Origin of the sequence: Photorhabdus sp. S10-54, assembly GCF_963878145.1 — a bacterium.
Taxonomy (GTDB): Bacteria; Pseudomonadota; Gammaproteobacteria; order Enterobacterales; family Enterobacteriaceae; genus Photorhabdus; species Photorhabdus kayaii.
In genome coordinates this window covers 31,159-51,607 of the sequence record NZ_CAWNXG010000036.1, presented here as the reverse complement: position 1 = coordinate 51,607, position 20,449 = coordinate 31,159, and the positions used below count along the sequence as shown (strand labels likewise).

General features: G+C 41.9%; 16 protein-coding genes and 2 pseudogenes. 6 read left to right on the top strand and 12 right to left on the bottom strand.

Going from position 1 to position 20,449, the window contains the following annotated elements; genetic code table 11:
- The first annotated feature begins 546 nt into the window (after positions 1–546).
- Positions 547–1,026: pseudogene (locus tag AACQ83_RS17630) on the top strand (Hcp family type VI secretion system effector).
- A 23-nt stretch (positions 1,027–1,049) separates the two neighbouring features.
- Here AACQ83_RS17630 and AACQ83_RS17625 read toward each other — a convergent pair.
- The 6 genes from AACQ83_RS17625 to glnA form a co-directional block, all read right to left on the bottom strand.
- On the bottom strand, positions 1,050–1,274 hold the full coding sequence (locus AACQ83_RS17625) for a hypothetical protein (RefSeq protein WP_049583998.1): 225 nt from the start codon (positions 1,272–1,274) through the stop codon (positions 1,050–1,052).
- 8 nt (positions 1,275–1,282) lie between these two features.
- On the bottom strand, positions 1,283–2,035 hold the full coding sequence (locus tag AACQ83_RS17620; protein WP_112878930.1) for a hypothetical protein: 753 nt from the start codon (positions 2,033–2,035) through the stop codon (positions 1,283–1,285).
- A gap of 526 nt (positions 2,036–2,561) precedes the next feature.
- Positions 2,562–2,882: a hypothetical protein gene (locus AACQ83_RS17615; RefSeq protein ID WP_240000848.1), complete on the bottom strand. Its 321-nt coding sequence runs from the start codon at positions 2,880–2,882 to the stop codon at positions 2,562–2,564.
- 675 nt (positions 2,883–3,557) lie between these two features.
- Complete coding sequence (glnG, locus tag AACQ83_RS17610; protein WP_112878927.1) at positions 3,558–5,012, bottom strand: nitrogen regulation protein NR(I); 1,455 nt, start codon at positions 5,010–5,012, stop codon at positions 3,558–3,560.
- A gap of 9 nt (positions 5,013–5,021) precedes the next feature.
- Positions 5,022–6,071, bottom strand: coding sequence for a nitrogen regulation protein NR(II) (gene glnL, locus AACQ83_RS17605; protein ID WP_112878926.1), 1,050 nt, complete (start codon positions 6,069–6,071; stop codon positions 5,022–5,024).
- 153 nt (positions 6,072–6,224) lie between these two features.
- Positions 6,225–7,634 carry a glutamate--ammonia ligase gene (gene glnA, locus AACQ83_RS17600; RefSeq protein ID WP_112878925.1) on the bottom strand — a complete coding sequence of 470 codons (1,410 nt, stop codon included), beginning with the start codon at positions 7,632–7,634 and terminating at the stop codon, positions 6,225–6,227.
- A 560-nt stretch (positions 7,635–8,194) separates the two neighbouring features.
- Between glnA and typA the strand changes: the two genes are divergently transcribed.
- A complete protein-coding gene (gene typA / locus AACQ83_RS17595; protein ID WP_112878924.1) occupies positions 8,195–10,033 on the top strand; it encodes a ribosome-dependent GTPase TypA in 1,839 nt (612 codons plus the stop codon).
- Between the two features lie 85 nt (positions 10,034–10,118).
- On the opposite strand, the gene AACQ83_RS17590 is transcribed toward typA, so the two are convergent.
- The 3 genes from AACQ83_RS17590 to AACQ83_RS17580 all read right to left on the bottom strand — a co-directional run bounded on the left by AACQ83_RS17590 (position 10,119) and on the right by AACQ83_RS17580 (position 13,061).
- Positions 10,119–10,688, bottom strand: a complete 570-nt coding sequence (locus AACQ83_RS17590) for a disulfide bond formation protein B (RefSeq protein WP_112878923.1) — start codon at positions 10,686–10,688, stop codon at positions 10,119–10,121.
- Positions 10,689–10,702: 14 nt separating this feature from the next.
- Complete coding sequence (locus tag AACQ83_RS17585) at positions 10,703–10,855, bottom strand: DUF5993 family protein (protein ID WP_041380504.1); 153 nt, start codon at positions 10,853–10,855, stop codon at positions 10,703–10,705.
- A gap of 751 nt (positions 10,856–11,606) precedes the next feature.
- Positions 11,607–13,061 carry a carbon starvation CstA family protein gene (locus AACQ83_RS17580; RefSeq protein ID WP_112878922.1) on the bottom strand — a complete coding sequence of 485 codons (1,455 nt, stop codon included), beginning with the start codon at positions 13,059–13,061 and terminating at the stop codon, positions 11,607–11,609.
- 156 nt (positions 13,062–13,217) lie between these two features.
- On the opposite strand from AACQ83_RS17580, the gene yihX reads away from it, so the two are divergent.
- From yihX to fabY, 3 genes are all read left to right on the top strand, one after another.
- The gene (gene yihX, locus AACQ83_RS17575) at positions 13,218–13,844 is read left to right on the top strand and encodes a glucose-1-phosphatase (protein WP_112878921.1); all 627 of its coding nucleotides are present in this window, start codon (positions 13,218–13,220) and stop codon (positions 13,842–13,844) included.
- Between the two features lie 44 nt (positions 13,845–13,888).
- On the top strand, positions 13,889–14,326 hold the full coding sequence (gene dtd, locus AACQ83_RS17570; RefSeq protein WP_112878920.1) for a D-aminoacyl-tRNA deacylase: 438 nt from the start codon (positions 13,889–13,891) through the stop codon (positions 14,324–14,326).
- Positions 14,327–14,397: 71 nt separating this feature from the next.
- Positions 14,398–15,315 carry a fatty acid biosynthesis protein FabY gene (gene fabY / locus AACQ83_RS17565; RefSeq protein ID WP_112878919.1) on the top strand — a complete coding sequence of 306 codons (918 nt, stop codon included), beginning with the start codon at positions 14,398–14,400 and terminating at the stop codon, positions 15,313–15,315.
- 301 nt (positions 15,316–15,616) lie between these two features.
- Here fabY and AACQ83_RS17560 read toward each other — a convergent pair whose 3' ends face one another.
- Together AACQ83_RS17560 and AACQ83_RS17555 are read right to left on the bottom strand one after the other, a co-directional pair.
- On the bottom strand, positions 15,617–15,832 hold the full coding sequence (locus tag AACQ83_RS17560; protein WP_240000847.1) for an NUDIX hydrolase: 216 nt from the start codon (positions 15,830–15,832) through the stop codon (positions 15,617–15,619).
- A gap of 170 nt (positions 15,833–16,002) precedes the next feature.
- Positions 16,003–17,712 (bottom strand): AsmA family protein, encoded by a 1,710-nt coding sequence (locus tag AACQ83_RS17555; protein WP_240000846.1) that lies wholly within the window; start codon positions 17,710–17,712, stop codon positions 16,003–16,005.
- Positions 17,713–18,379: 667 nt separating this feature from the next.
- Here AACQ83_RS17555 and AACQ83_RS17550 point away from each other — a divergent pair.
- Positions 18,380–19,933 carry a 4-hydroxyphenylacetate 3-hydroxylase family protein gene (locus AACQ83_RS17550; protein WP_112878917.1) on the top strand — a complete coding sequence of 518 codons (1,554 nt, stop codon included), beginning with the start codon at positions 18,380–18,382 and terminating at the stop codon, positions 19,931–19,933.
- Between the two features lie 90 nt (positions 19,934–20,023).
- Here the strand turns inward: AACQ83_RS17550 and AACQ83_RS17545 are convergent.
- A pseudogene (locus tag AACQ83_RS17545) lies at positions 20,024–20,185 on the bottom strand (xanthine permease XanP); the annotation flags it as partial.
- Positions 20,186–20,449 lie beyond the last annotated feature (264 nt).

The following is a 20,449-nucleotide window of genomic DNA, read 5'->3' as shown; positions in this document are numbered from 1 at the left end:
TCACGGCAGGTGTGATGGAGGTGTTCAAGTTCGGCTTTTTGTTCATCGGTAATGAATATTTTCATGACGGATACCCTGAACCTCATTTGGGCGAAAATCAAGCAGTTTCAATGAGCACAGGTATATATCTATTTAAATAAAAGGGCAATTATACAAAATCGTAAATAGAGTTCTCCTTGCAAAACATGTTCGAGTGAGCCTCGGAAGAAAACGTCACGTTGTTGAAACAAGTCGATTACTTAAACAATTGTGTGACCGAATGGACAGCGCAGCTCCAACAGTTTGAGAGTTTTTACAAACAGAACAAGCGATAAGGTAGCAGAAGTTAGAGCAACCGGCGCTGAAAAATAAACCTTATCGTAATTATGGGCCGAGTATGTGATTTTAACTGCTCGTGAGCTATGTTTTGGAGGGAAACACAGTTAACTTTTCACTGAAAAAATCCTTCCGGTATTCATAAGTTTTTTTATATGTTAAGTTACTTTTTTCTTTAGCCCAAATATCGAGTTAACATCATTTGAATAAAAAACTAGGATGGTAATCTTTATGTCATACATGATTTATCTAACATTAAATGGTAAGAAACAAGGCTTAATATCAGCTGGATGCTCAACCCTCGATTCTATAGGGAATCGATACCAAAAAGGACATGAAGATCAAATACAGGTACTCAGTCTAAATCACGCAATAACTCGTAACTAGAACGTAAGTCATCATCCCATACAATTTATCAAGCCTATTGATAAATCATCCCCATTGTTGGCTATGGCTATAGATTCTAACGAATCATTGAATGGTGTTTTTATTTTTTATAGGACAAGTCAGACAGGGCAGTCAGAGATTTTTTATGAAGTAAAAATTACAGAAGCAACTATTGTTGATATTTCCTGTACTTATCCAAATTCAATTAATAGTAATGAGTTAATGCCGTATGAGAAAATTTTTCTTAAATATAAATCCATTACATGGAACCATGTAACAGCAGGAACATCAGCCTATAGTATATGGGATGAACGAATTTATTAAAAATTAAAGCTAAGCATATATGCTTAGCTTTTTTTTCTTTCACTTAAATATGTGAGAACAAGAAATAGAACAACAATTACAATACTTCCTATTAAAGATGCAATCCACCATTCATCGGGGAAGAAATACACTGATACAATCCCCCATATAAAAATGGCTACAACGGGCATATTTGACCACAATAATTCTTTAATAAATACATAAAAAAGATTTTTGAACCACCCTTTACTAAATGTTTTATTTTTCATATATAAATTCAATCACCCATCATATGTGCAAGTACACGTGCAACTTCTTCTTCGCTGACCTGCTTATTCCTAAATCCTTCTATTAAATAAATTCCTTTTTCTAATTCAGGTTCAACTATAAAATATAACATTTCCAGTTTTTGAAAATACAAAGCCCAATAGAGTTGTGGACATGTTATTTTAAGTCTATTTGCTGATATTGATGCTTTCTCATAATATCCATAAAATTGGGCAATATTTAATAATCCACTTATAAATCGCTTGGCTACATTTTTCACTATGGTTTTTTTAATTAAATTTAAATATATGGCTTCTGCTATTATAGCTGATACACTTAATTTAATTGATTTACCTATTGTCACTTTAGCGGAAAATTTTAATATTTTTCCATATATTCTTTCTTTTTCCTTTTCTTCATTACCTTTAAATACTTCATCAACATATATTTCTGTTATTCTCGAAATGAATTTTCTTTTATTTTCATTTTTAAGATCCATCAGATTTAATTTCATTCTGTGATCTTCTTCTTTTATCCTTCCGTATACATCTTCATAACCGTCAAAAAAATATGAAAGTTGCCAGAGCTTACGTCTCATACCTAAGCCTATAGTATCTACGACCTCTTCACCTAATTCTATAGTGTCATTTACTGCCCTTTCGAGACTGAGGCCCGCTACACGCTTAGCTTCTTCTATTCTCCAAAGCAAATCATTTTGCCGATCTACCTCTTTCCAGAGGTCATTTTCGATACTAGATTCCATACATAAGCTCCAAATCAATGATTAATTAAATTTTCTTCGAATTTCAGTGTTAATACCCTACCATCAGAGATATGCATATTAACTTCATCTGTATTTGTAGATGATAATAATTGAAAGCAGAATATCATCATTACAGTTAGTTTGTCCTCAGCTATAACTGAGCTATTAACTAGAGCATTATTTATTTGTTGCATTAATGTACCTCTGTCATCCATATGTTATCTTAATTAATAAAAATTAAGATAACATATTTATATAAAAATAACTATATCAATCAAGTAACAAAAATTCACTAAAAAAGTACAATGTCAGATATTGGTTTCCGTAAAATAAAATATAAATTCCAAATATTTTGATTTATTCTATAAAAAATAATCAACATGTGTAATGAAGTTCCGTTATTCTTTGTAGCCAGCTCCAGTGTGAGATTGTATTTTTTCTGATAATTACAATACTGAGAAATAGTATGATTTAAGCTTTTCTATGAATGTATTGTCTGTTGGGAAAGAGAATTATGGTTGTAGTACTAGTCTGATGTATTATATTTCAGGCTTTTGGTTAGTACGCAATAAGACAAGACAACAATAACCGGCCAAATAAGTATAAGGATCGAAATCCATAATGACCAATGCCATACATTTACCACCATAACCAAGCTACATATAAAAATAACAATAATAAGAGGCAAAAACTTAACAAGTAGAACAAAAACGTAAAGAGAGGCTATAGCAGCGGCCACTTTGGCTGGAATTTTCCACCAGCCAAAATAATCATGAAAAACATAAAAATTAAGCGACAATACTTGCATCATACCAACGAAAAGAGAATAAAACAAAATAACTGCCATAATAATCCGACACCATTTCATTATTTTAAACCAACCCTATAATTACTGGTTTGAATCTAAATCACAACCGAGGTTGTGGTTTTTTTAAATTAGGTTATTACTCAATATACCCCTGTAACTTTGGTCAGGGTTAAGTTAGCTGCATATAACTACGTTGGTAGTGCGTCACACATTCTCAATGAGGTACATCAGGATTTCTGAGGTTATTGGGTTTCTCCTTATCAGGAAGCGCTATTCTTTCAGATACGCCGTTTCTTGGACAAAATTGTCGTCTTCAACTGGAAGGTGATAGATACTGCTCAATCTTGCCTTTTGTCGATTCTATTATCTCGATTGATCGTAAATTAATCACGCTTGATACTGGTTTTATCAGATATAATACAGCTAGTCAATCAGTTATAACGATCCCTAAAATTTTATATCAAGTGGTTTTACTGTCTGCATTTCAACACTGGTTTGATTAATCAATCTAAAAACTTTGTCAACGTCGCTTTTTTATTCCAGCGGTATTACCCGTGCCAGGAATAATAGTGACATCGGCTTTAGTGTAGTATTGTGTCCTTGTCTGAATGGATAGTATAAAGTGTGATCGAGATCGGTTATTTAATCCTGCTAATGGGGAATCTGATATATTAAATTCCACAAAATGGTTATAGGGATGGAGATATTATCTCCTTACTCCAACCCAAGTTCTTTTAACTTCCGTGTAATAGTATTGCGTCCCCAACCTAGCAATCGTGCTGCCTCTTGTTTATGGCCTTTGGTATGCTTAAGGGCACAATCAAGTAAGGTACGCTCCAATAACGGTAATGCTTCGGATAGCAGATCCTGCTGACCGTTTTCCAAGGCGCTTGTTGCCCACTGGGCAAGTAGCTGCGGCCAGTTTTCCGGTGTTGTATTTGTAGCTGTCGTATTTGCCGGTACGGTATTTACAGATGTTGTTGTGTCGATTTCGGTATGATGAGTTTCAAATAATTCAGGCGGCAAATCTTGTACCAGTACCTCTTGGCTTGCTGCCATGACTGTCAGCCAACGGCAGATATTTTCCAACTGGCGAACATTGCCCGGCCAGGGTAAGCGCATTAAGGCCATTTCTGCGTCAGGATGGAGAATCTTTGTTTCTACGCCCAACTCTTTGGCGGTCTGTTGTAGGAAATGGCGGGTCAGGCGAGGGATATCCTCTACTCTGTCACGTAAAGGCGGTAATTGCATACGAATAACATTGAGGCGGTGATAGAGATCTTCACGGAATTTACTTTGCTCTACCAAACGTTCCAGATCCTGATGGGTTGCCGCGATAATTCTCACATCCACTTTTACGGGAGCATAACCGCCAACTCGGTAGAACTGGCCTTCCGCCAATACCCGTAACAGACGGGTCTGAATGTCCAGAGGCATATCACCAATTTCATCAAGAAACAGTGAACCGCGATTAGCCTGTTCAAACCGCCCATGACGTACTTGATTAGCGCCGGTGAAAGCCCCTTTTTCATGACCAAACAACTCTGACTCAATTAAATCTTTAGGGATGGCTGCCATGTTAAGGGCAATAAATGGCTCATTGGCCCGTGGGCTGTGACGGTGCAGCGCATGGGCCACCAGCTCTTTTCCGGTACCGGATTCGCCATTAATCAGGACGCTGATAGAGGAACGGGAGAGGCGGCCGATAATGCGGTAAACGTCCTGCATGGCAGGCGCCTCTCCTATCATGTCAGAAACGGGTGTGACGACCTGCGGGTTTTTAGTTGGCTGATTCTGATCGCGGGAGTGGCTAAGTGCTCGTTCCAGCAAGGCAACGGCTTCATCAATATCAAAGGGTTTTGGTAAGTAGTCAAAAGCCCCTTGCTGATAAGCACTGACCGCAGCATCCAGATCAGAATGAGCGGTCATAATGATGACTGGCAGCAACGGGTTGCTCTGTTTGATATTATTCAATAGGTTTAGCCCATTCATTCCCGGCATACGGATATCCGAAATCAGTACATCAGGCGTGTTTTGGGCTAGTGCGGTCAGGGCGCTATCCGCGTCTGCAAAACTGGTACATTCCATCCCCGCGTTACTTAACGCCCGCTCCAGTACCCAGCGGATTGAACTGTCATCATCAACGATCCAGATTTTTCCCTGTTGCATCGTTATCCTCTATTTCTTAATTGGTAAGTAGATAGAAAATGCTGTGTGCCCCGGCCAACTGGTAAATTCTATTTTGCCGGAGTGTTGGTCTATTAAATTGTGAGCAATGGATAGACCAAGACCTGTTCCGCCTTCATGCGCACTGACCATTGGGTAAAACAAGGTGTCCTGAATTTGTGGCGGGATACCTGGCCCGTTATCTTCCACGTCAATTCTGGCAGCCAGACGATAGCGCTTGCCATGCAAGGTAATTTGAAAAGCAGTACGAGTGCGGAGGGTAATGGTTCCCCCCTGTTTTTCTAGCGCTTGTAAGGCGTTACGGGTGATATTTAGCAATACCTGTTCAATTTGATCAGGATAGTGGGCCAGTTCTGGCAAACTGGGATCATAATCTTTTACCAGTGTGACGTTATCCGGCATTTCCAGCGAGACTAATTGGGAGACCCGTTCAGCAACATAATGAATGCTTTGTTTAATTCGTTCACCCGGATGTTGTGGGCCAAGCAATCTGTCTACCAGATGGCGCAATCGGTCGGCTTGTTCAATAATCACTTGGGTGTATTCCTGCAAAGCAGGATCAGGCAGTGCTTTTGACAGTAATTGTGCGGCTCCTCTCAACCCACCAAGGGGGTTTTTGATTTCATGTGCCAGCCCCCGAACCAATTCCCGTGCGGCTATCTGCTGAGCTTGTTGTACCTGCTCTTGGCTTAACCGGCGTTGACTATCCATAGGTGCCAGTTCCAGCAAGATGAACTGCTCGGAAATTGGTTGGGCACTGAGCGACATAATGTGAAAGCGGTTCTCAACCACTAATGTTACTTCGTTATCAGTAAAACTCTGGCCACTGACCAGACTAGAGCGCATCAATTCTGTATCCAGTGAAAAATAGCTGAACAGTACTGGAAGAGGTGTACCGAATAATTTACGGGCACTCTGAGCGAATAATTGTAGTGCTGCGTGGTTGGCATAGCGGATGACGAGATCAGTATCCAGTACCAGTACACTGTTAATGAGCGAATTTAATATTTGCCCGCTATCGGGCAGATTTTCCGTTTTCATCCACACTCCTGCACTTTTTTGGTGCACTGTATCATGTTCGAGCGTAAAACCTAGTCAAAGCCTGAAATTTAGATGGTAGGAAAAGGGCCCATCCGAAGATGGGCTAAAGGTTTCACGGCAACAAAAAATGATCAGCGGAAACGGCGCTGCTAATTACACACTGTAATAGAGTTCAAATTCCAGTGGATGTGGTGTCAGACGGACACGCTCTATTTCACTGTTTTTCAAGTCAATATAAGCATCAATGGCGTCATCGGTGAATACTCCGCCACGGGTCAAGAATTCGCGATCGGCATCCAGCGCTGCCAGTGCTTCATCCAGAGAAGAGGCGACAGTGGGGATCTCTTTGGCTTCTTCCGGTGGTAGGTCATACAGGTTTTTATCCATCGCATCACCGGGATGGATTTTATTGATGATGCCGTCAAGGCCAGCCATCAATTGAGCGGCGAATGCCAGATAAGGGTTAGCTGCCGGATCAGGGAAACGTACTTCAATACGGCGAGCTTTGGTGCTGGCGACAACGGGAATACGGATAGATGCTGAACGGTTACGGGCAGAGTAGGCCAGCATCACCGGTGCTTCATAGCCCGGAACCAAACGTTTATAAGAGTTGGTTGTTGGGTTGGTAAACGCGTTCAGCGCACGAGCATGTTTGATAATACCGCCAATGTAGAATAGCGCTAGTTCAGATAGACCGCCGTATTTGTCACCGGCAAACAAGTTAGTACCGTTTTTAGACAGAGACATATGGCAGTGCATACCGGAGCCATTATCACCAACCAGTGGTTTTGGCATAAAGGTTGCGGTTTTGCCAAAATTGTGCGCGACATTATGTACGACGTATTTATAAATCTGGGTTTCGTCCGCTTTTTTGGTCATAGTGTTAAAGCGGGTAGCGATTTCATTTTGGCCTGCTGTTCCTACTTCATGATGGTGAGCCTCTACAACCAACCCCATCTCTTCCATCGTCAGGCACATCGCTGAACGTAAATCCTGCGAAGAATCAACCGGAGGCAGCGGAGCATAACCGCCTTTTACCGCAGGCCGATGGCCTTTGTTACCGCCTTCGTATTGCGTCCCGGAATTCCATGCAGCTTCGATATCATCGATGTAATAGTAAGAATGAGACATGGCACTGCCGAAGCGCACATCATCAAACAGGAAAAACTCAGGTTCTGGTCCACACAGGACAGTATCGGCAATTCCGCTTGAACGCAGGAAGTTTTCAGCACGTTTGGAGATGGAACGGGGATCACGATCATAACCTTGCATGGTGCCTGGTTCTAGAATGTCACAACGTAGGATCAATGTGGCATCGTCAAAGAAGGGATCAAGCATAGCTGTACTTGAGTCTGGCATCAGTACCATGTCAGATTCGTTAATCCCTTTCCAACCGCTGATTGAAGATCCGTCAAACATTTTGCCATCTTCAAAGAAGTCTGCATTAACCTGATGAGCAGGAATGGTCATATGTTGTTCTTTGCCTTTGGTATCAGTGAAACGCAAATCAATAAACTTCACCTGATGCTCTTCAATCATGGTTAAAACATGTTCAACGGACATACTCGGTTTCTCCTGGTTTGTGTCGGTCTTGATAAAATGGTCGTGGTTAAGACTAAAGAAAACACAGTCACATCGTTTTACCTTAACAAGGCTATTTACACGTTTGCAAACTTATATACGCGTTATCTTTCAAGTTACCTCTTTGTTGGCTGCACTTGCTCACCCCGGTCAAGTTACCTATGCTCCCGGGGATTCGCTCCCTTGCCGTCGCGATGCATCTTGAAATCCATAGGGTATCGTTGTGAAAGTCAAATAGTTGTGAAAATCAATTCAATCACGAAAGCATTTGCGAAAAGCGTGCCAACTTTTTAACGCCTTGCCATATACTGTGTTGTGAGTATACCCGTGATGGGATACCTTGATATTAGGGAATGTTGCACTAAATTGGTGCAATTATGTTACTGCGAAGCACAATATTAGTGCATTTGTGCCGAAAGTGCGTCTGTTTATAGGCGTGAAAGGGATCACAATTTCATTGTTATCAAGTTGTTAAGCATAGATTATTGTGATCCTGTTTAGTCCTTCGACCAATGTGTGTACAATAGCGCGCCATTTATAAAATGCCTGAGGCAAAGTTTGTGATCGAAAAATTGCGTAATATCGCCATCATCGCGCACGTTGACCATGGTAAAACTACCCTGGTTGACAAGCTGCTGCAACAATCCGGTACTTTCGGTGACCGTGCGACAGCGACAGAGCGTGTGATGGACTCCAATGATTTGGAGAAAGAGCGGGGAATTACTATTCTCGCAAAAAATACCGCCATTAAATGGAATGACTACCGTATTAATATCGTAGACACTCCGGGACATGCCGATTTCGGCGGTGAAGTAGAACGTGTTATGTCTATGGTTGACAGTGTACTGTTGCTGGTCGATGCTATGGACGGGCCAATGCCTCAGACCCGTTTTGTGACACAGAAAGCGTTCGCTCATGGTTTGAAACCGATTGTGGTCATTAACAAAGTTGACCGTCCTGGCGCACGTCCTGATTGGGTTGTGGATCAGGTGTTTGACCTGTTTGTCAATCTGGGTGCGACTGATGAGCAACTGGACTTCCCCATTATCTATGCATCGGCATTGATGGGAATTGCCGGTACTGATCATGATGATATGGCGGAAGATATGACGCCGTTGTATCAGGCGATTGTCGATCATGTAGAGCCACCGAAAGTTGACCTTAATGGTTCATTCCAGATGCAGATTTCTCAGCTTGACTATAATAATTATGTCGGTGTTATCGGCATTGGTCGTATCAAGCGCGGTACTGTTAAGCCAAACCAGAACGTTACGATTGTTGATAGCGAAGGTAAAACCCGGAACGGTAAAATCGGTAAGGTACTGGGCCATCTGGGGTTGGAGCGTATTGAGAGTGAGCAAGCGGAAGCGGGCGACATCGTTGCGATTACCGGCTTGGGTGAGCTGAATATCTCCGATACGCTGTGTGATACTAATGCTGTTGAAGCGCTGCCGCCGCTGGCTGTTGATGAGCCGACGGTAAGCATGTATTTCTGTGTTAACACCTCCCCTTTCTGTGGACGTGAAGGCAAATATGTCACTTCACGTCAAATTCTTGAGCGTCTAAAGAAAGAGTTGGTTCACAATGTCGCCCTGCGTGTCGAAGAAACAGAAGATCCGGATGCGTTCCGTGTTTCTGGCCGTGGTGAATTGCACTTATCTGTTCTGATTGAGAACATGCGCCGTGAAGGTTTTGAACTGGCGGTATCCCGTCCGAAAGTTATCTTCCGTGAGATCGATGGCCGTAAGCAAGAACCCTTCGAGCAAGTAACGCTGGATATTGAAGAGCAGCATCAGGGAGATGTGATGCGGGCCTTGGGTGAGCGTAAAGCAGATCTGCGCGATATGCTGCCAGACGGTAAAGGCCGTGTGCGCCTTGATTATGTTATTCCAAGCCGTGGTCTGATTGGCTTCCGTACTGAGTTCCTGACGATGACCTCCGGTACCGGTCTGCTGTATGCAACATTCAGCCACTATGATGATATTCGTCCGGGTGAAATCGGTCGCCGTCAGAACGGCGTGATGATTTCCAATGGTCAGGGTAAAGCGGTTGCTTATGCACTTTACAGCTTACAGGATCGCGGTAAGTTGTTCCTTGGTCATGGTGCAGAAGTGTATGAAGGCCAGGTGATCGGTATTCATTCTCGTTCTAATGACCTGACAGTTAACTGTCTGACAGGTAAGAAACTGACTAACGTCCGTGCATCTGGTACTGACGAAGCGACAACCCTGTCTCCACATATTAAGAAAACCCTGGAGCAGGCTTTGGAGTTTATTGATGATGACGAGCTGGTGGAAGTGACCCCGGTATCTATTCGTCTGCGTAAACGCCATTTGACGGAAAACGAACGCCGTCGTGCGTATCGCAGTAAAGAAGCATAATCTTTCCTGCAATACCAATGCTTAGGGCGCCAATGGCGCCCTGAGTTTTCTGGGATTTGTCTGTTCAAATTGAACAAATCGAAGATTATTTACCGAGCAATTGATAGAACGTTGGGTTGTCATCACACTGCCCACCGCCACACTCCAAAATAGTGGAGATTAAATTTGCGGTAATTAATATGACAAATAATCCGATAACAATCTGACCGATGGCAGACGTCTTTTGCTTTTCTTCGGTTGTTTTTTCCAGGCTTTTCAATATCAGCATGACTGATATGCCGATAATCGCGATAACTGAGCAGATAAGGGCCCAAGTATAGAAATGTATACCAAAAAGCGCGGAACCATAACCGAGATCACCGGGCGTGATATGTAAAAATACTTGTCGGATCGCAACAATGCCAGTTACGACACAGCCGATAAGAGATAAGCCATAGTGCGCGCTTTTGATACCAAAACACAGATTAAACAGAAAACCAAACCCTATCATGATCATGCCTGCTCGCTGTAGCAGACATAATGGACAAGGGAGTTCGGAAAGGACCAATTGATAATAGAAAGCAAGGGTTAGAACAGCACTGATAGCAAATAACCCAATGAGGTTAAATATCATGCCGACGCTGATCTGTTGTTTTGTTGCTAATACCTGATTCATCAGATTGTCTCCCGTTAAAAAGATAGATTTAACGAATCGGTTGCATGATGGATAAACCAAGCTACAGTCGTCACCGAAAGAAGACCCCATAGGGTATAACTCGTTTTATACTTTCCATATAGGGTGGTGATAACCGCAAATAATGCGAGTAAAAAAGGTAAAAACATATACATGGTTGATTCTCCTGTTTTCTAAAAACATTCAAGACCTTTCCCTGTAGTAGATTGCTTTCTTCAGGGTAGGGAATTTATCGAACTCAGTTTAGGATCGTTTACTTCGATACAAGCGATCAATTATCCAAAGACAAGTTGTCCATTAAAAGAAGAGCTTTGGTGCCATTAATGGGTGTCGTTCTCTTTGGTATCGCATTTGAAAACGTACAAACCTACATTTATTAAAGCAAAGTTTTAGTATTCGAATGGTGTATGATTTAACACACTATACGTAGTGTGCTGCGAATAACAATTGTAGTCAATCTTGTTTATGTTTGCCACCATTCAGCAGGATTAGCGTGATTATCATTTGGCGAGAGTTTCAATGAGTTGTTTTTTATTTAATAGTTAAGCAGGAAACGATTAAAAACGACAAATCGTATCTTTGTCTGGAAACTTCCCAATTTAACGACTATTCGTAGGTTTGCTTTTAAATGGCCTAATCTATCCAATTTTCTACAATTAATCCTCTACCCAGATGAATTCTTTTTCATTGTTTGTCACGATAATGAGCCGTGTGCTTCTGGCATAACTTGCAATATGTAGACACTCATTGTTCTGGCTGTAACGCTTAAATTATCAATATCCATGTGATATCTCGTCTGATATTTTCAGGAGGAATAAATGTTTTTTATCACGGGCAATTAAAACCCCTCAACTTTTTATCGTGAGGGGCTGTTGTGATATTTAATCTCTTCTTGGGTTTTTACTCATTTAATGCTTTGGCTTTTATATTATCGGAAGCTAATTGAGAGCGGACTTTTGCAAAGAAAGCAATTGTGACAACCGCCATTGCTGCCAGGCCGATAACAACAGAGATATTCCAGTTTAGCGCAAAACCTTCTGGTGCAAATGCCAGATAGGTGAAGCACACCGCGGTCATAAACATGGCTGGTAGGGTGGTAATCCAATGGAATTTATTACGGCGCAGCAGCCATGCGGAAGCAGCCCATAACATGACCATTGCTGTGGTTTGGTTCGCCCAACCGAAATAACGCCAGATGATATTGAAATCGGTTTTGGTAATCAGATAACCGACAATAAACATTGGCACACTTAATAACAGACGTTTGGTCATTTGTTGCTGAGGGATATTCAGGAATTCAGCAATAATAAGCCGGGCAGAACGGAATGCAGTATCGCCAGAAGTAATTGGCAAAATCACCACACCGAGGATTGCCAGAATACCGCCGACAGTACCTAACAGAGACGTGGACACTTCGTGAACAACCAGAGAGGCCGTACCTTGATCAATCACGGCCTGTAATGCGTTAGTATCTTCATAGAAGCTCAGGCCCAATGTACACCAGATTAGCGCGATAATACCTTCACCAATCATTGCGCCGTAGAAAACGAAACGGCCATTTTTTTCATTCCGCATACAACGTGCCATCAGCGGAGATTGAGTGGCGTGGAAACCTGAAATAGCGCCACAAGCAATCGTGACAAACAGCAATGGCCAGACAGGCAGATCTTTCGGGTTAAAGTTAGTGGTGAAATCTAATCCTTGTGAATAGAAAGGCTTATCGCTCATCGCTAAACCGACCATCAGCGCAACAGACATAAACAGCAGCAATGCACCAAACAGTGGGTAAAGGCGACCGATGATTTTATCAATAGGCACCAGCGTTGCGAGAATATAGTAAGCAAAGATAACACCGACCCAGATAGCAATGTTATCCCAACCCATTGCCTCTTTCAGCAAGTTATTCAGTAAGCCGGCTGGACTCAAAACAAAGACGACTCCAACTAGCATCAGTAGAATAACCGCAAATATGTTCATGAAATGCTTCATCGCTTTGCCCAGTTCGTTACCAACGATAACGGGCACGGATGCACCGCGGGCACGCACACTGAGCATACCGGAGAAGTAATCGTGTACTGCACCGGCAAAGATACAGCCGAATACAATCCACAGCATGGCAAGCGGGCCATAGAGGGCACCAAGAATTGGGCCGAAAATAGGACCAACGCCGGCAATATTTAGTAACTGAATTAACCAAACTTTTGGGGTGGACATAGCAACGTAATCAACACCATCAGCCATAGAAAGAGCAGGGGTTTTTCTTTCTGGTCGAATAGTGAATATCTTTTCGACAATCTTGCCATATATGAAATATCCAGCCAGAAGAAGGCCGATACAGAGGAGGAACCACAACATAACTATAACACCTTACTCGACTTTTTTAATCTGGATGCTACTTTATCGTTTCGTAAGAAAAATACCGTGAAGTAATTCGCTTTTTACTTGTCCGTACTGTTTTCTCATTGAAAATACGATTAAAGTAAAAAGTTATTAATTAGCCAGGGGGTAATTATGTTATATATCTTCGATATGGGTAATGTGATTATTGAGATTGATTTTAAAAGAGTTTTAGCGGTATGGAGTAATTTGAGCGGGACACCTCTTGCGACTTTGACTAAAAGTTTCTCTATGGGAGAAACGTTTGAAAAACATGAGCGTGGTCAAATTACTGATCTGGAATTCGCTGATACTTTATGTCAGGAAATGAATATTTCACTCAGTTTTGAGCAGTTTGCTGCTGGATGGCATGCTATCTTTATTAATATTCGACCTGAAGTCATTCAGATAATGAAGAAATTACGTGAGGAGGGACACCGGGTTGTGGTGTTATCCAACACAAACCGTTTGCACCTGGATTACTGGGCTCATAATTATCCTGAAATTGCAGCATCCGCTGATTACCTCTATTTGTCGCAGGATTTGGCAATGCGTAAACCTGAACCGGATATTTTCAAATATGTGCTTGAGACAGAAAGTTTTTCACCGGATCAGACGGTGTTTTTTGACGATGTGCTGGAAAATGTGGAAGCAGCCAGTGCGTTAGGGATCAATAGCGTTCATGTTGTTAATAGGCAGACAGTGCCAGATTATTTCGAGGCAAGCGGTTTTTCTGAACAAAATGAGGGATTGAACGGATAACAAAGGATAGTGTGCTGATGCTATTATTTGAGTAAAGGAAAAATATGATCGCGTTAATCCAGCGGGTAACACAGGCAAATGTTGTTGTTAAGAACGAAGTGGTTGGGGAAATTGGTCACGGCCTGCTGGTGTTGCTAGGTGTTGAGAAAGGAGATGATCAACAGAAAGCAAAACGGTTGTGTGAGAAGGTGATAGGGTATCGGATATTCAGTGATGAACAGGACAAAATGAACTTGAACGTCCAACAAATCGGAGGCAGTTTGTTAGTTGTCTCCCAGTTTACACTGGCTGCCGATACTCAAAAGGGCATGCGACCCAGTTTTTCCGGTGGCGCCGCCCCAGATAAGGCCGACGAATTATATCGCTATTTTGTTGAACTATGCCGCCAAAGTGGTGTAAAAACAGAAATCGGGCGGTTTGCGGCCGATATGAAAGTCAGCCTGACAAACGATGGGCCAGTCACTTTCTGGTTGCAGGTCTAGCAACCAAAAATAGCCAGTAGAACGCAACCATCCCCGATTAACATCATGAGCAAAAGAAAGGGGCAGTTTCTATGTATCATCTGCGAGTACCTGAAACAGAACAAGAACTGGAAGCATATTATCGATTTCGTTGGGAAATGTTGCGTAAGCCATTGCATCAGCCTGTAGGCTCTGAGAAAGATGGTTACGACACGATGGCTCATCATCAGATGGTTGTGGATGAGAAAGGGAACCCGGTGGCGGTAGGGCGTTTATATATCAATGCGGATAGTGAAGGGGCAATCCGCTTTCTGGCAGTGCATCCCAACATGCAAGGTAGAGGGTTAGGAAAATTAATCGCAATGGCTTTGGAATCTGTTGCCCGTCAGGAGGGTGTTAAACGGGTAGTATGCAGTGCTCGTGAACATGCGGTGGAGTTTTTCAGTAAATTGGGGTTTGAAAACCGTGGGCTAATTGCTAGCCCACAAACGACACCCATTCGCCATTTTCTGATGATAAAGCCGGTTGCAACACTTGATGATATTCTTCACCGGCCAGATTGGTGCAACGAACTGCAACAGGCTTGGTACAAACATATTCCCCTCAGTGAAAAAATGGGGGTACGAATTTCTCAATATACCGGTCAGAGCTTTATTACCACCATGCCGGAAGCTGGTAATCAAAATCCTCACCAAACTATCTTTGCTGGCAGTCTGTTTTCTCTGGCAACCCTGACCGGTTGGGGATTGATCTGGCTGTTGTTACAGGAACGTCAACTAGGTGGTGATATCATTCTGGCTGATGCCGATATCCGTTACAAAAAACCGGTTGTTGGCAGGCCAAAATCTGTTGCCGATCTTAAAAATATGAGCGGCGATTTGGCTCGTTTGGCACAAGGCAGTAAAGCGAGAGTGAAATTGGATGTGATTGTTAGCGGTGATCAGGGAATCGGTGCGGTATTTACGGGTACCTATATGGTATTGCCAAATGCTTATACGGCTATCGCTTAGATTTCTCAGTGGCATTAAATATGCCACTGGGGATTTTTCATATCATCAGTAGCAATAATAAGAGTCGTTTTTATAAAATTAAGCTTCGTTGAGTACACGCAGCATAAAATCATCAAGTTTAGTGCGGAAATTGGCTATATTGCTCCATATATATTGAGTGTGTTCAGGAGAAAGCTTAACTTCACCTGTGCATATGACATTAAAATTTACTTGAAGGCATAGAGTCTGCTTAATAGAATATTCCACCGCGCTGAGAAAACCAATAACATTATCAAGAAGCAGTCCGGTCTCTTCTTCTATTTCACGAGATAGTTATTTCACGAGATAGTGCTTGTAATAGATTTTCTCCTTTTTCTACACCGCCGGAAGGAATTTCCCAGAGATTAGGCGGGGATTCATCAGGCGCTCGTTGTAAGAACAGAATATGGCTATTTTGGTCTCTGATGATGCCGCCGACAACAATACGGTCATAATTTTGCAGTTTGTTTTCAATGGCTTCAGGCAGTATACACGTCATTTTTTGTACCTTGTTACAACTTCATTGGTGAAATTTAATTGCGTTTTTAATGTCATCGATATTAGTGTGGTTTTTCGGCTGATACTGATCGGAGATTTTATTAATGGATTGAAATAGAAAATAACTATTATAAGGTTGAGTCGGGCACATAGGTACCCGAATATTCGTTACTATAGCTTAACAACCGGACAAGTTTCACAGTTTGGTGTGGATATTTGCCCCTTATTAATGACTTGAGTTTCGCTGCCTGATTGTTTATCCGTGGCAGTCAATGAACCATCGATAGTACTTTTAATATCATCAGCAGCAAGATCTCCCTGTATTAACAGCGTGAAATTGCCTTTACCCTGTAATTTCAACGGCACCCACCGCCATTGAGGCAAAATCGCTAAATCTGCATCTATTCCCCGGAAATCTAAAGTAAATGGCTTCTGTACCTGTTGATCTACTGTACCTTTCACTTTTAGTAATCCATCATCAACAGAGGCATCTAATTGGTCGAGGATCAGTTTATTTCCCTCTGTATGTAATTTAAGGTAAGGGCGACGTAATTCAACTTTGTTAAATGTTGCGCTGGTGGCACTTAAGTTCGAAGAGCCACGCCAGATTCCCCATTTCCCTTCTTTCAGTAATTCCATGTCATAGATATAACCACTGAGGGCAGTAAGTTGGAATGGAAAATCGGGGTTAATATCAATCAACAAGCTGTTGTTAATTGTCAGCTCGTTAATGGAGAATCCGGATATCCATTTAGGCAATGATTTTTTCAGCAACTGATGCCAGTTTTGTGGCAAGGTATAAGTTAAACTGGCAACCGTTGCATTGGTGATGTTGAATTGTTTTGTTTGGTGATTCCATTGCCCTTTGACGTGGAATAATCCCTTTTCCCAACGGGAAGTGAGATTGGAAATAGTGAGTTCATTGCCTGTAAGAAGAAGGTGACCAATAACATCGGTGAAATGAAGATCATTTAGCGTAGTATCCATAACGTTGAAATCAATAATGCCCTCTTTTGCCTGCCAGTTGCCGTTAGCCAAACCGACATTTTTTACTGAGATATCCAGATAGTTAGCAGACCAGTTTTTACCTTCCAGCTTGGCATTCGTAAGGTTCAGATCTTTGATGCGAACGGCGGGTAATTTGTCCGTTTTTAGCAATAACTCGTCAAGTGTCATTGGCGTTTGCCAACGAATATTGCTGATAAGTAAATTATCCCACTGCCAGCTGCCATCAGGCAGACGTTGCCCATTACCTGATACCGCACCCTGTGCCAATGTTGCACCAAATGAACGGAGAGTGAGGGTATTTTGCTGGTTATCTCCTCGTATAATGACTTTTTCGAGAGAAATATCATTGAAATTCAGTTTATCAGCGCTGAATTGAAATTCCCCATTCCCTGCCAACGTATTTGATTGTGGGTTCCAGGGGGTGATACCGCCAGTGATGTTTTGCCCTTGAATTTGCCAGCTTGCATTTTCTGACTGAATAGCCATCTGATTAAGTTGTAGAATGTTGGCGCTAAAAGGCAAGGATTGTTGCTGGCCTTTGATTGTTAATTGGCCCTGTTGCAATAACAGACGATGAAAATGACGCGGGGAAGTAAGTTGCTGCCAGTTGAAATCGAATGCGACAACTTGAGCTGCTAAAATGAAAGTCTGTTGCTGATTGCTAATGACAATATTGGAAAATGCCAGGGTGCCCGGTTGTGACCAGTTATGTTCGATATTGCCTATTTGAACCCGATAACGGCTGTGATGACTCAACCATTGACTAAGCTGATGTGTTCCCCAATTTGTTTGCATCACGACATAAACAGTGATTACTGCCAGTATTACCAGTAATAACAGAGTAACCAGCGATTTTCCTAACCATCTCATCATCAGACTCCAATTTAATCGGCTTATAGCTTCCTTTTATGCCGTAATTTTTGTGTTCACTCAAGAGATGGTGAATAAAAGTTATGAGCGAGGAGAAATTATTATTTGTAACATTTGTATAATTTAACAATAGAAATACCAATAAGTCACTATACCCGTCATCCTTCATGGCTGCACTCACTCACCCCGGTCATATAGTTATCTATGCTCCCGGGGATTCATTCCCTTGCCGTCGCGATGCAACTTGAAATCCATAGGGTATATATTAGTTGTTATTTATAATAATTTCAGGATATGAAATGAGGGAAATAATCAATTATTCGTTATCGTTTTATTCTATTAAAATAAACTTCTGGGATTAGTCTTTGATTAATTGTATTTTTGTTTTTTGTGCTAAGTGTTTATTAATGACTTGGCATGTTTGTATTAATTTGTTAATAATTATATTGTGTGATTAATATAATTATTAAATCTATATTTTATTGCATGACAATATAGCCAATGACATCTGAATGAATTAATGTATTAGTGGATGGTTGTAAATGGAATAATGGTATTTTTTTTCGTCATTCCTTTCTATTCCTTTCTCAATTTGATTGATGCTTGAAATAACACTGCATAGTTTATTTTCACCCATCTTCTGGTAAATAAATAATGTAAGGAATCTTCTATGTCAGAAAATATGAAACAAAAATCGTCGGATGAAGGTAATATCCGCACAACCCGCCCACTTAATGGAAAGGAATTTCTGGATGGGCTAAATGATGGTCGGGAAGTCTGGGCTTATGGTGAACGTATTCACGATGTTGTCAACCATCCTGCTTTTCAAAATCCGGCCCGAGCTGTTGCGAAACTCTACGACGCTTTGCACGATCCTGCTTATCGTGACGTACTGACCACGGCGACAGATACGGGGAGTTGTGGTGTAACACATCCTTTTTTCCGTATACCGCGCTCACAGCAAGATTTAATTGCTGATCGTGATGCTATTGCCGCGTGGGCTCGCATGAGTTATGGCTGGTTGGGTAGAAGCCCTGATTATAAGGCTTCGTTTCTTACCTCGCTCGGCGTAAAACCGGAAATTTATGGTGATTTTGCTGATAATGCAAAAAACTGGTATATCCGTTCGCAGGAGAGCGTGTTTTACTGGAATCACTCGATTATTAATCCGCCAATAGATCGTCATTTATCACCTGATGAAATTGGGGATATTTGTATTCATGTTGAAAAAGAATGTGATGATGGATTAATTGTCAGCGGCGCTAAAGTTGTTGCCACAGGATCGGCGATTAGTCACTACAACTTTATTGGTCATTACGGTTTACCAATAAAGAAACGGGAATTTGCGTTGGTCTTTACCTTGCCGATGAATACCCCGGGAGTGAAATTAATTTGTCGTCCTTCTTACGCAATGGCAGCTGATAAAATGGGCAGTCCTTTTGATTATCCGCTCTCGTCCCGATTTGATGAGAACGATACGATAATGATTCTGGATAAAGTGAAGGTTCCTTGGGAAAACATATTTATCTATGGAGATGTGGATAAAGTTTCGTTATTTTTTGCTGAATCGGGTTATTTTCATCGGGCTATGTTGCATGGTGTGACTCGATTGGCGGTTAAACTTGATTTTCTTTCTGGATTGCTTATTAAGGGTGTTGAAGCTACGGGTACGAAGGATTTTCGTGGCGTGCAAGCACGGGTTGGTGAAGTATTGTCATGGCGTAATATGTTTTGGGCGCTCAGTGATGCGATGATTAAATCTCCGGAGCCTTGGCGTGGAGATGCCTTATTGCCTCGGTACGAATATGGGATAGCTTATCGTTGGTTTATGACGTTGGGTTACCCGCGGGTAAAAGAAATTATTGAACAGGATCTGGGCAGTGCCTTGATTTATATTAACTCTCATGCCCGCGATTTTTCCAACCCGGAATTGTCTCCTTATCTTGATAAATACATGCGTGGCTCCAATGGTTATAGTGCAGTTGAGCGAGTCAAGCTCATGAAACTGATTTGGGACTCTATCGGTACGGAATTTGCTGGCAGGCATGAATTATACGAGCGCAATTATTCCGGCAACCATGAAGCTATCAGGGTCGATGTGTTGTTGGCTTCCCAAGCCACGGGCTTAGTGGATCAATTGAAAGGGTTTGCTGAGCAGTGTATGAGTGAATACGATCTTGATGGTTGGGTTGGTAATGATTTTGTTTGGCCTTCCAACCGCTAGGAGATAAATCATCATCACGCGCGATGATGATGAAATATACGTGCGTGATGAGTTGATTATGTGTAACCCGATATCAGATTTATAGGAAGATTATTTCTCCTGAGGAAATACCAGATTAAGAGTGATGGCTGTCAGACCACCGGCAGCAATACCGGAAGAGAGTAAAGTTTTCAGCCAATCAGGAGTGAACTGTAAAATTAGCGGTTGTTGAGCAACGCCCATACCAACCGCTAAAGATAGCGCGATAATCTTCACACCCTCCCCGAAGAGCGGGGTTTTACGGCGCACCGGATAAATCAATTCACTAGCTGGTTTTTTCGGGGGTATTGTTTCAGCCTGTTCAGGGGATGAGGTGAGCATGGTGTGAAATTCCGGACTGACAAAGAACGCATTTTAATGATCAATGGTGTAAAGGCAATCGTTTGCGTAAAAATTCTGTTCGTTGCCATGATTCGCTTTGGTCACATTTTTATATGTTTTAACTTGTGTTTGTTGCAGATTTTTTTTCTAATCCAG

Bases quoted from the DNA above. Each gene is read 5' to 3' on its own strand.
- AACQ83_RS17625 (WP_049583998.1), bottom strand. From the start codon at position 1,274: ATGAAAAATAAAACATTTAGTAAAGGGTGGTTCAAAAATCTTTTTTAT.
- AACQ83_RS17620 (WP_112878930.1), bottom strand. From the start codon at position 2,035: ATGGAATCTAGTATCGAAAATGACCTCTGGAAAGAGGTAGATCGGCAA.
- AACQ83_RS17615 (WP_240000848.1), bottom strand. From the start codon at position 2,882: ATGGCAGTTATTTTGTTTTATTCTCTTTTCGTTGGTATGATGCAAGTA.
- glnG (WP_112878927.1), bottom strand. From the start codon at position 5,012: ATGCAACAGGGAAAAATCTGGATCGTTGATGATGACAGTTCAATCCGC.
- glnL (WP_112878926.1), bottom strand. From the start codon at position 6,071: ATGAAAACGGAAAATCTGCCCGATAGCGGGCAAATATTAAATTCGCTC.
- glnA (WP_112878925.1), bottom strand. From the start codon at position 7,634: ATGTCCGTTGAACATGTTTTAACCATGATTGAAGAGCATCAGGTGAAG.
- typA (WP_112878924.1), top strand. From the start codon at position 8,195: ATGCCTGAGGCAAAGTTTGTGATCGAAAAATTGCGTAATATCGCCATC.
- AACQ83_RS17590 (WP_112878923.1), bottom strand. From the start codon at position 10,688: ATGAATCAGGTATTAGCAACAAAACAACAGATCAGCGTCGGCATGATA.
- AACQ83_RS17585 (WP_041380504.1), bottom strand. From the start codon at position 10,855: ATGTTTTTACCTTTTTTACTCGCATTATTTGCGGTTATCACCACCCTA.
- AACQ83_RS17580 (WP_112878922.1), bottom strand. From the start codon at position 13,061: ATGTTGTGGTTCCTCCTCTGTATCGGCCTTCTTCTGGCTGGATATTTC.
- yihX (WP_112878921.1), top strand. From the start codon at position 13,218: ATGTTATATATCTTCGATATGGGTAATGTGATTATTGAGATTGATTTT.
- dtd (WP_112878920.1), top strand. From the start codon at position 13,889: ATGATCGCGTTAATCCAGCGGGTAACACAGGCAAATGTTGTTGTTAAG.
- fabY (WP_112878919.1), top strand. From the start codon at position 14,398: ATGTATCATCTGCGAGTACCTGAAACAGAACAAGAACTGGAAGCATAT.
- AACQ83_RS17560 (WP_240000847.1), bottom strand. From the start codon at position 15,832: ATGACGTGTATACTGCCTGAAGCCATTGAAAACAAACTGCAAAATTAT.
- AACQ83_RS17555 (WP_240000846.1), bottom strand. From the start codon at position 17,712: ATGATGAGATGGTTAGGAAAATCGCTGGTTACTCTGTTATTACTGGTA.
- AACQ83_RS17550 (WP_112878917.1), top strand. From the start codon at position 18,380: ATGTCAGAAAATATGAAACAAAAATCGTCGGATGAAGGTAATATCCGC.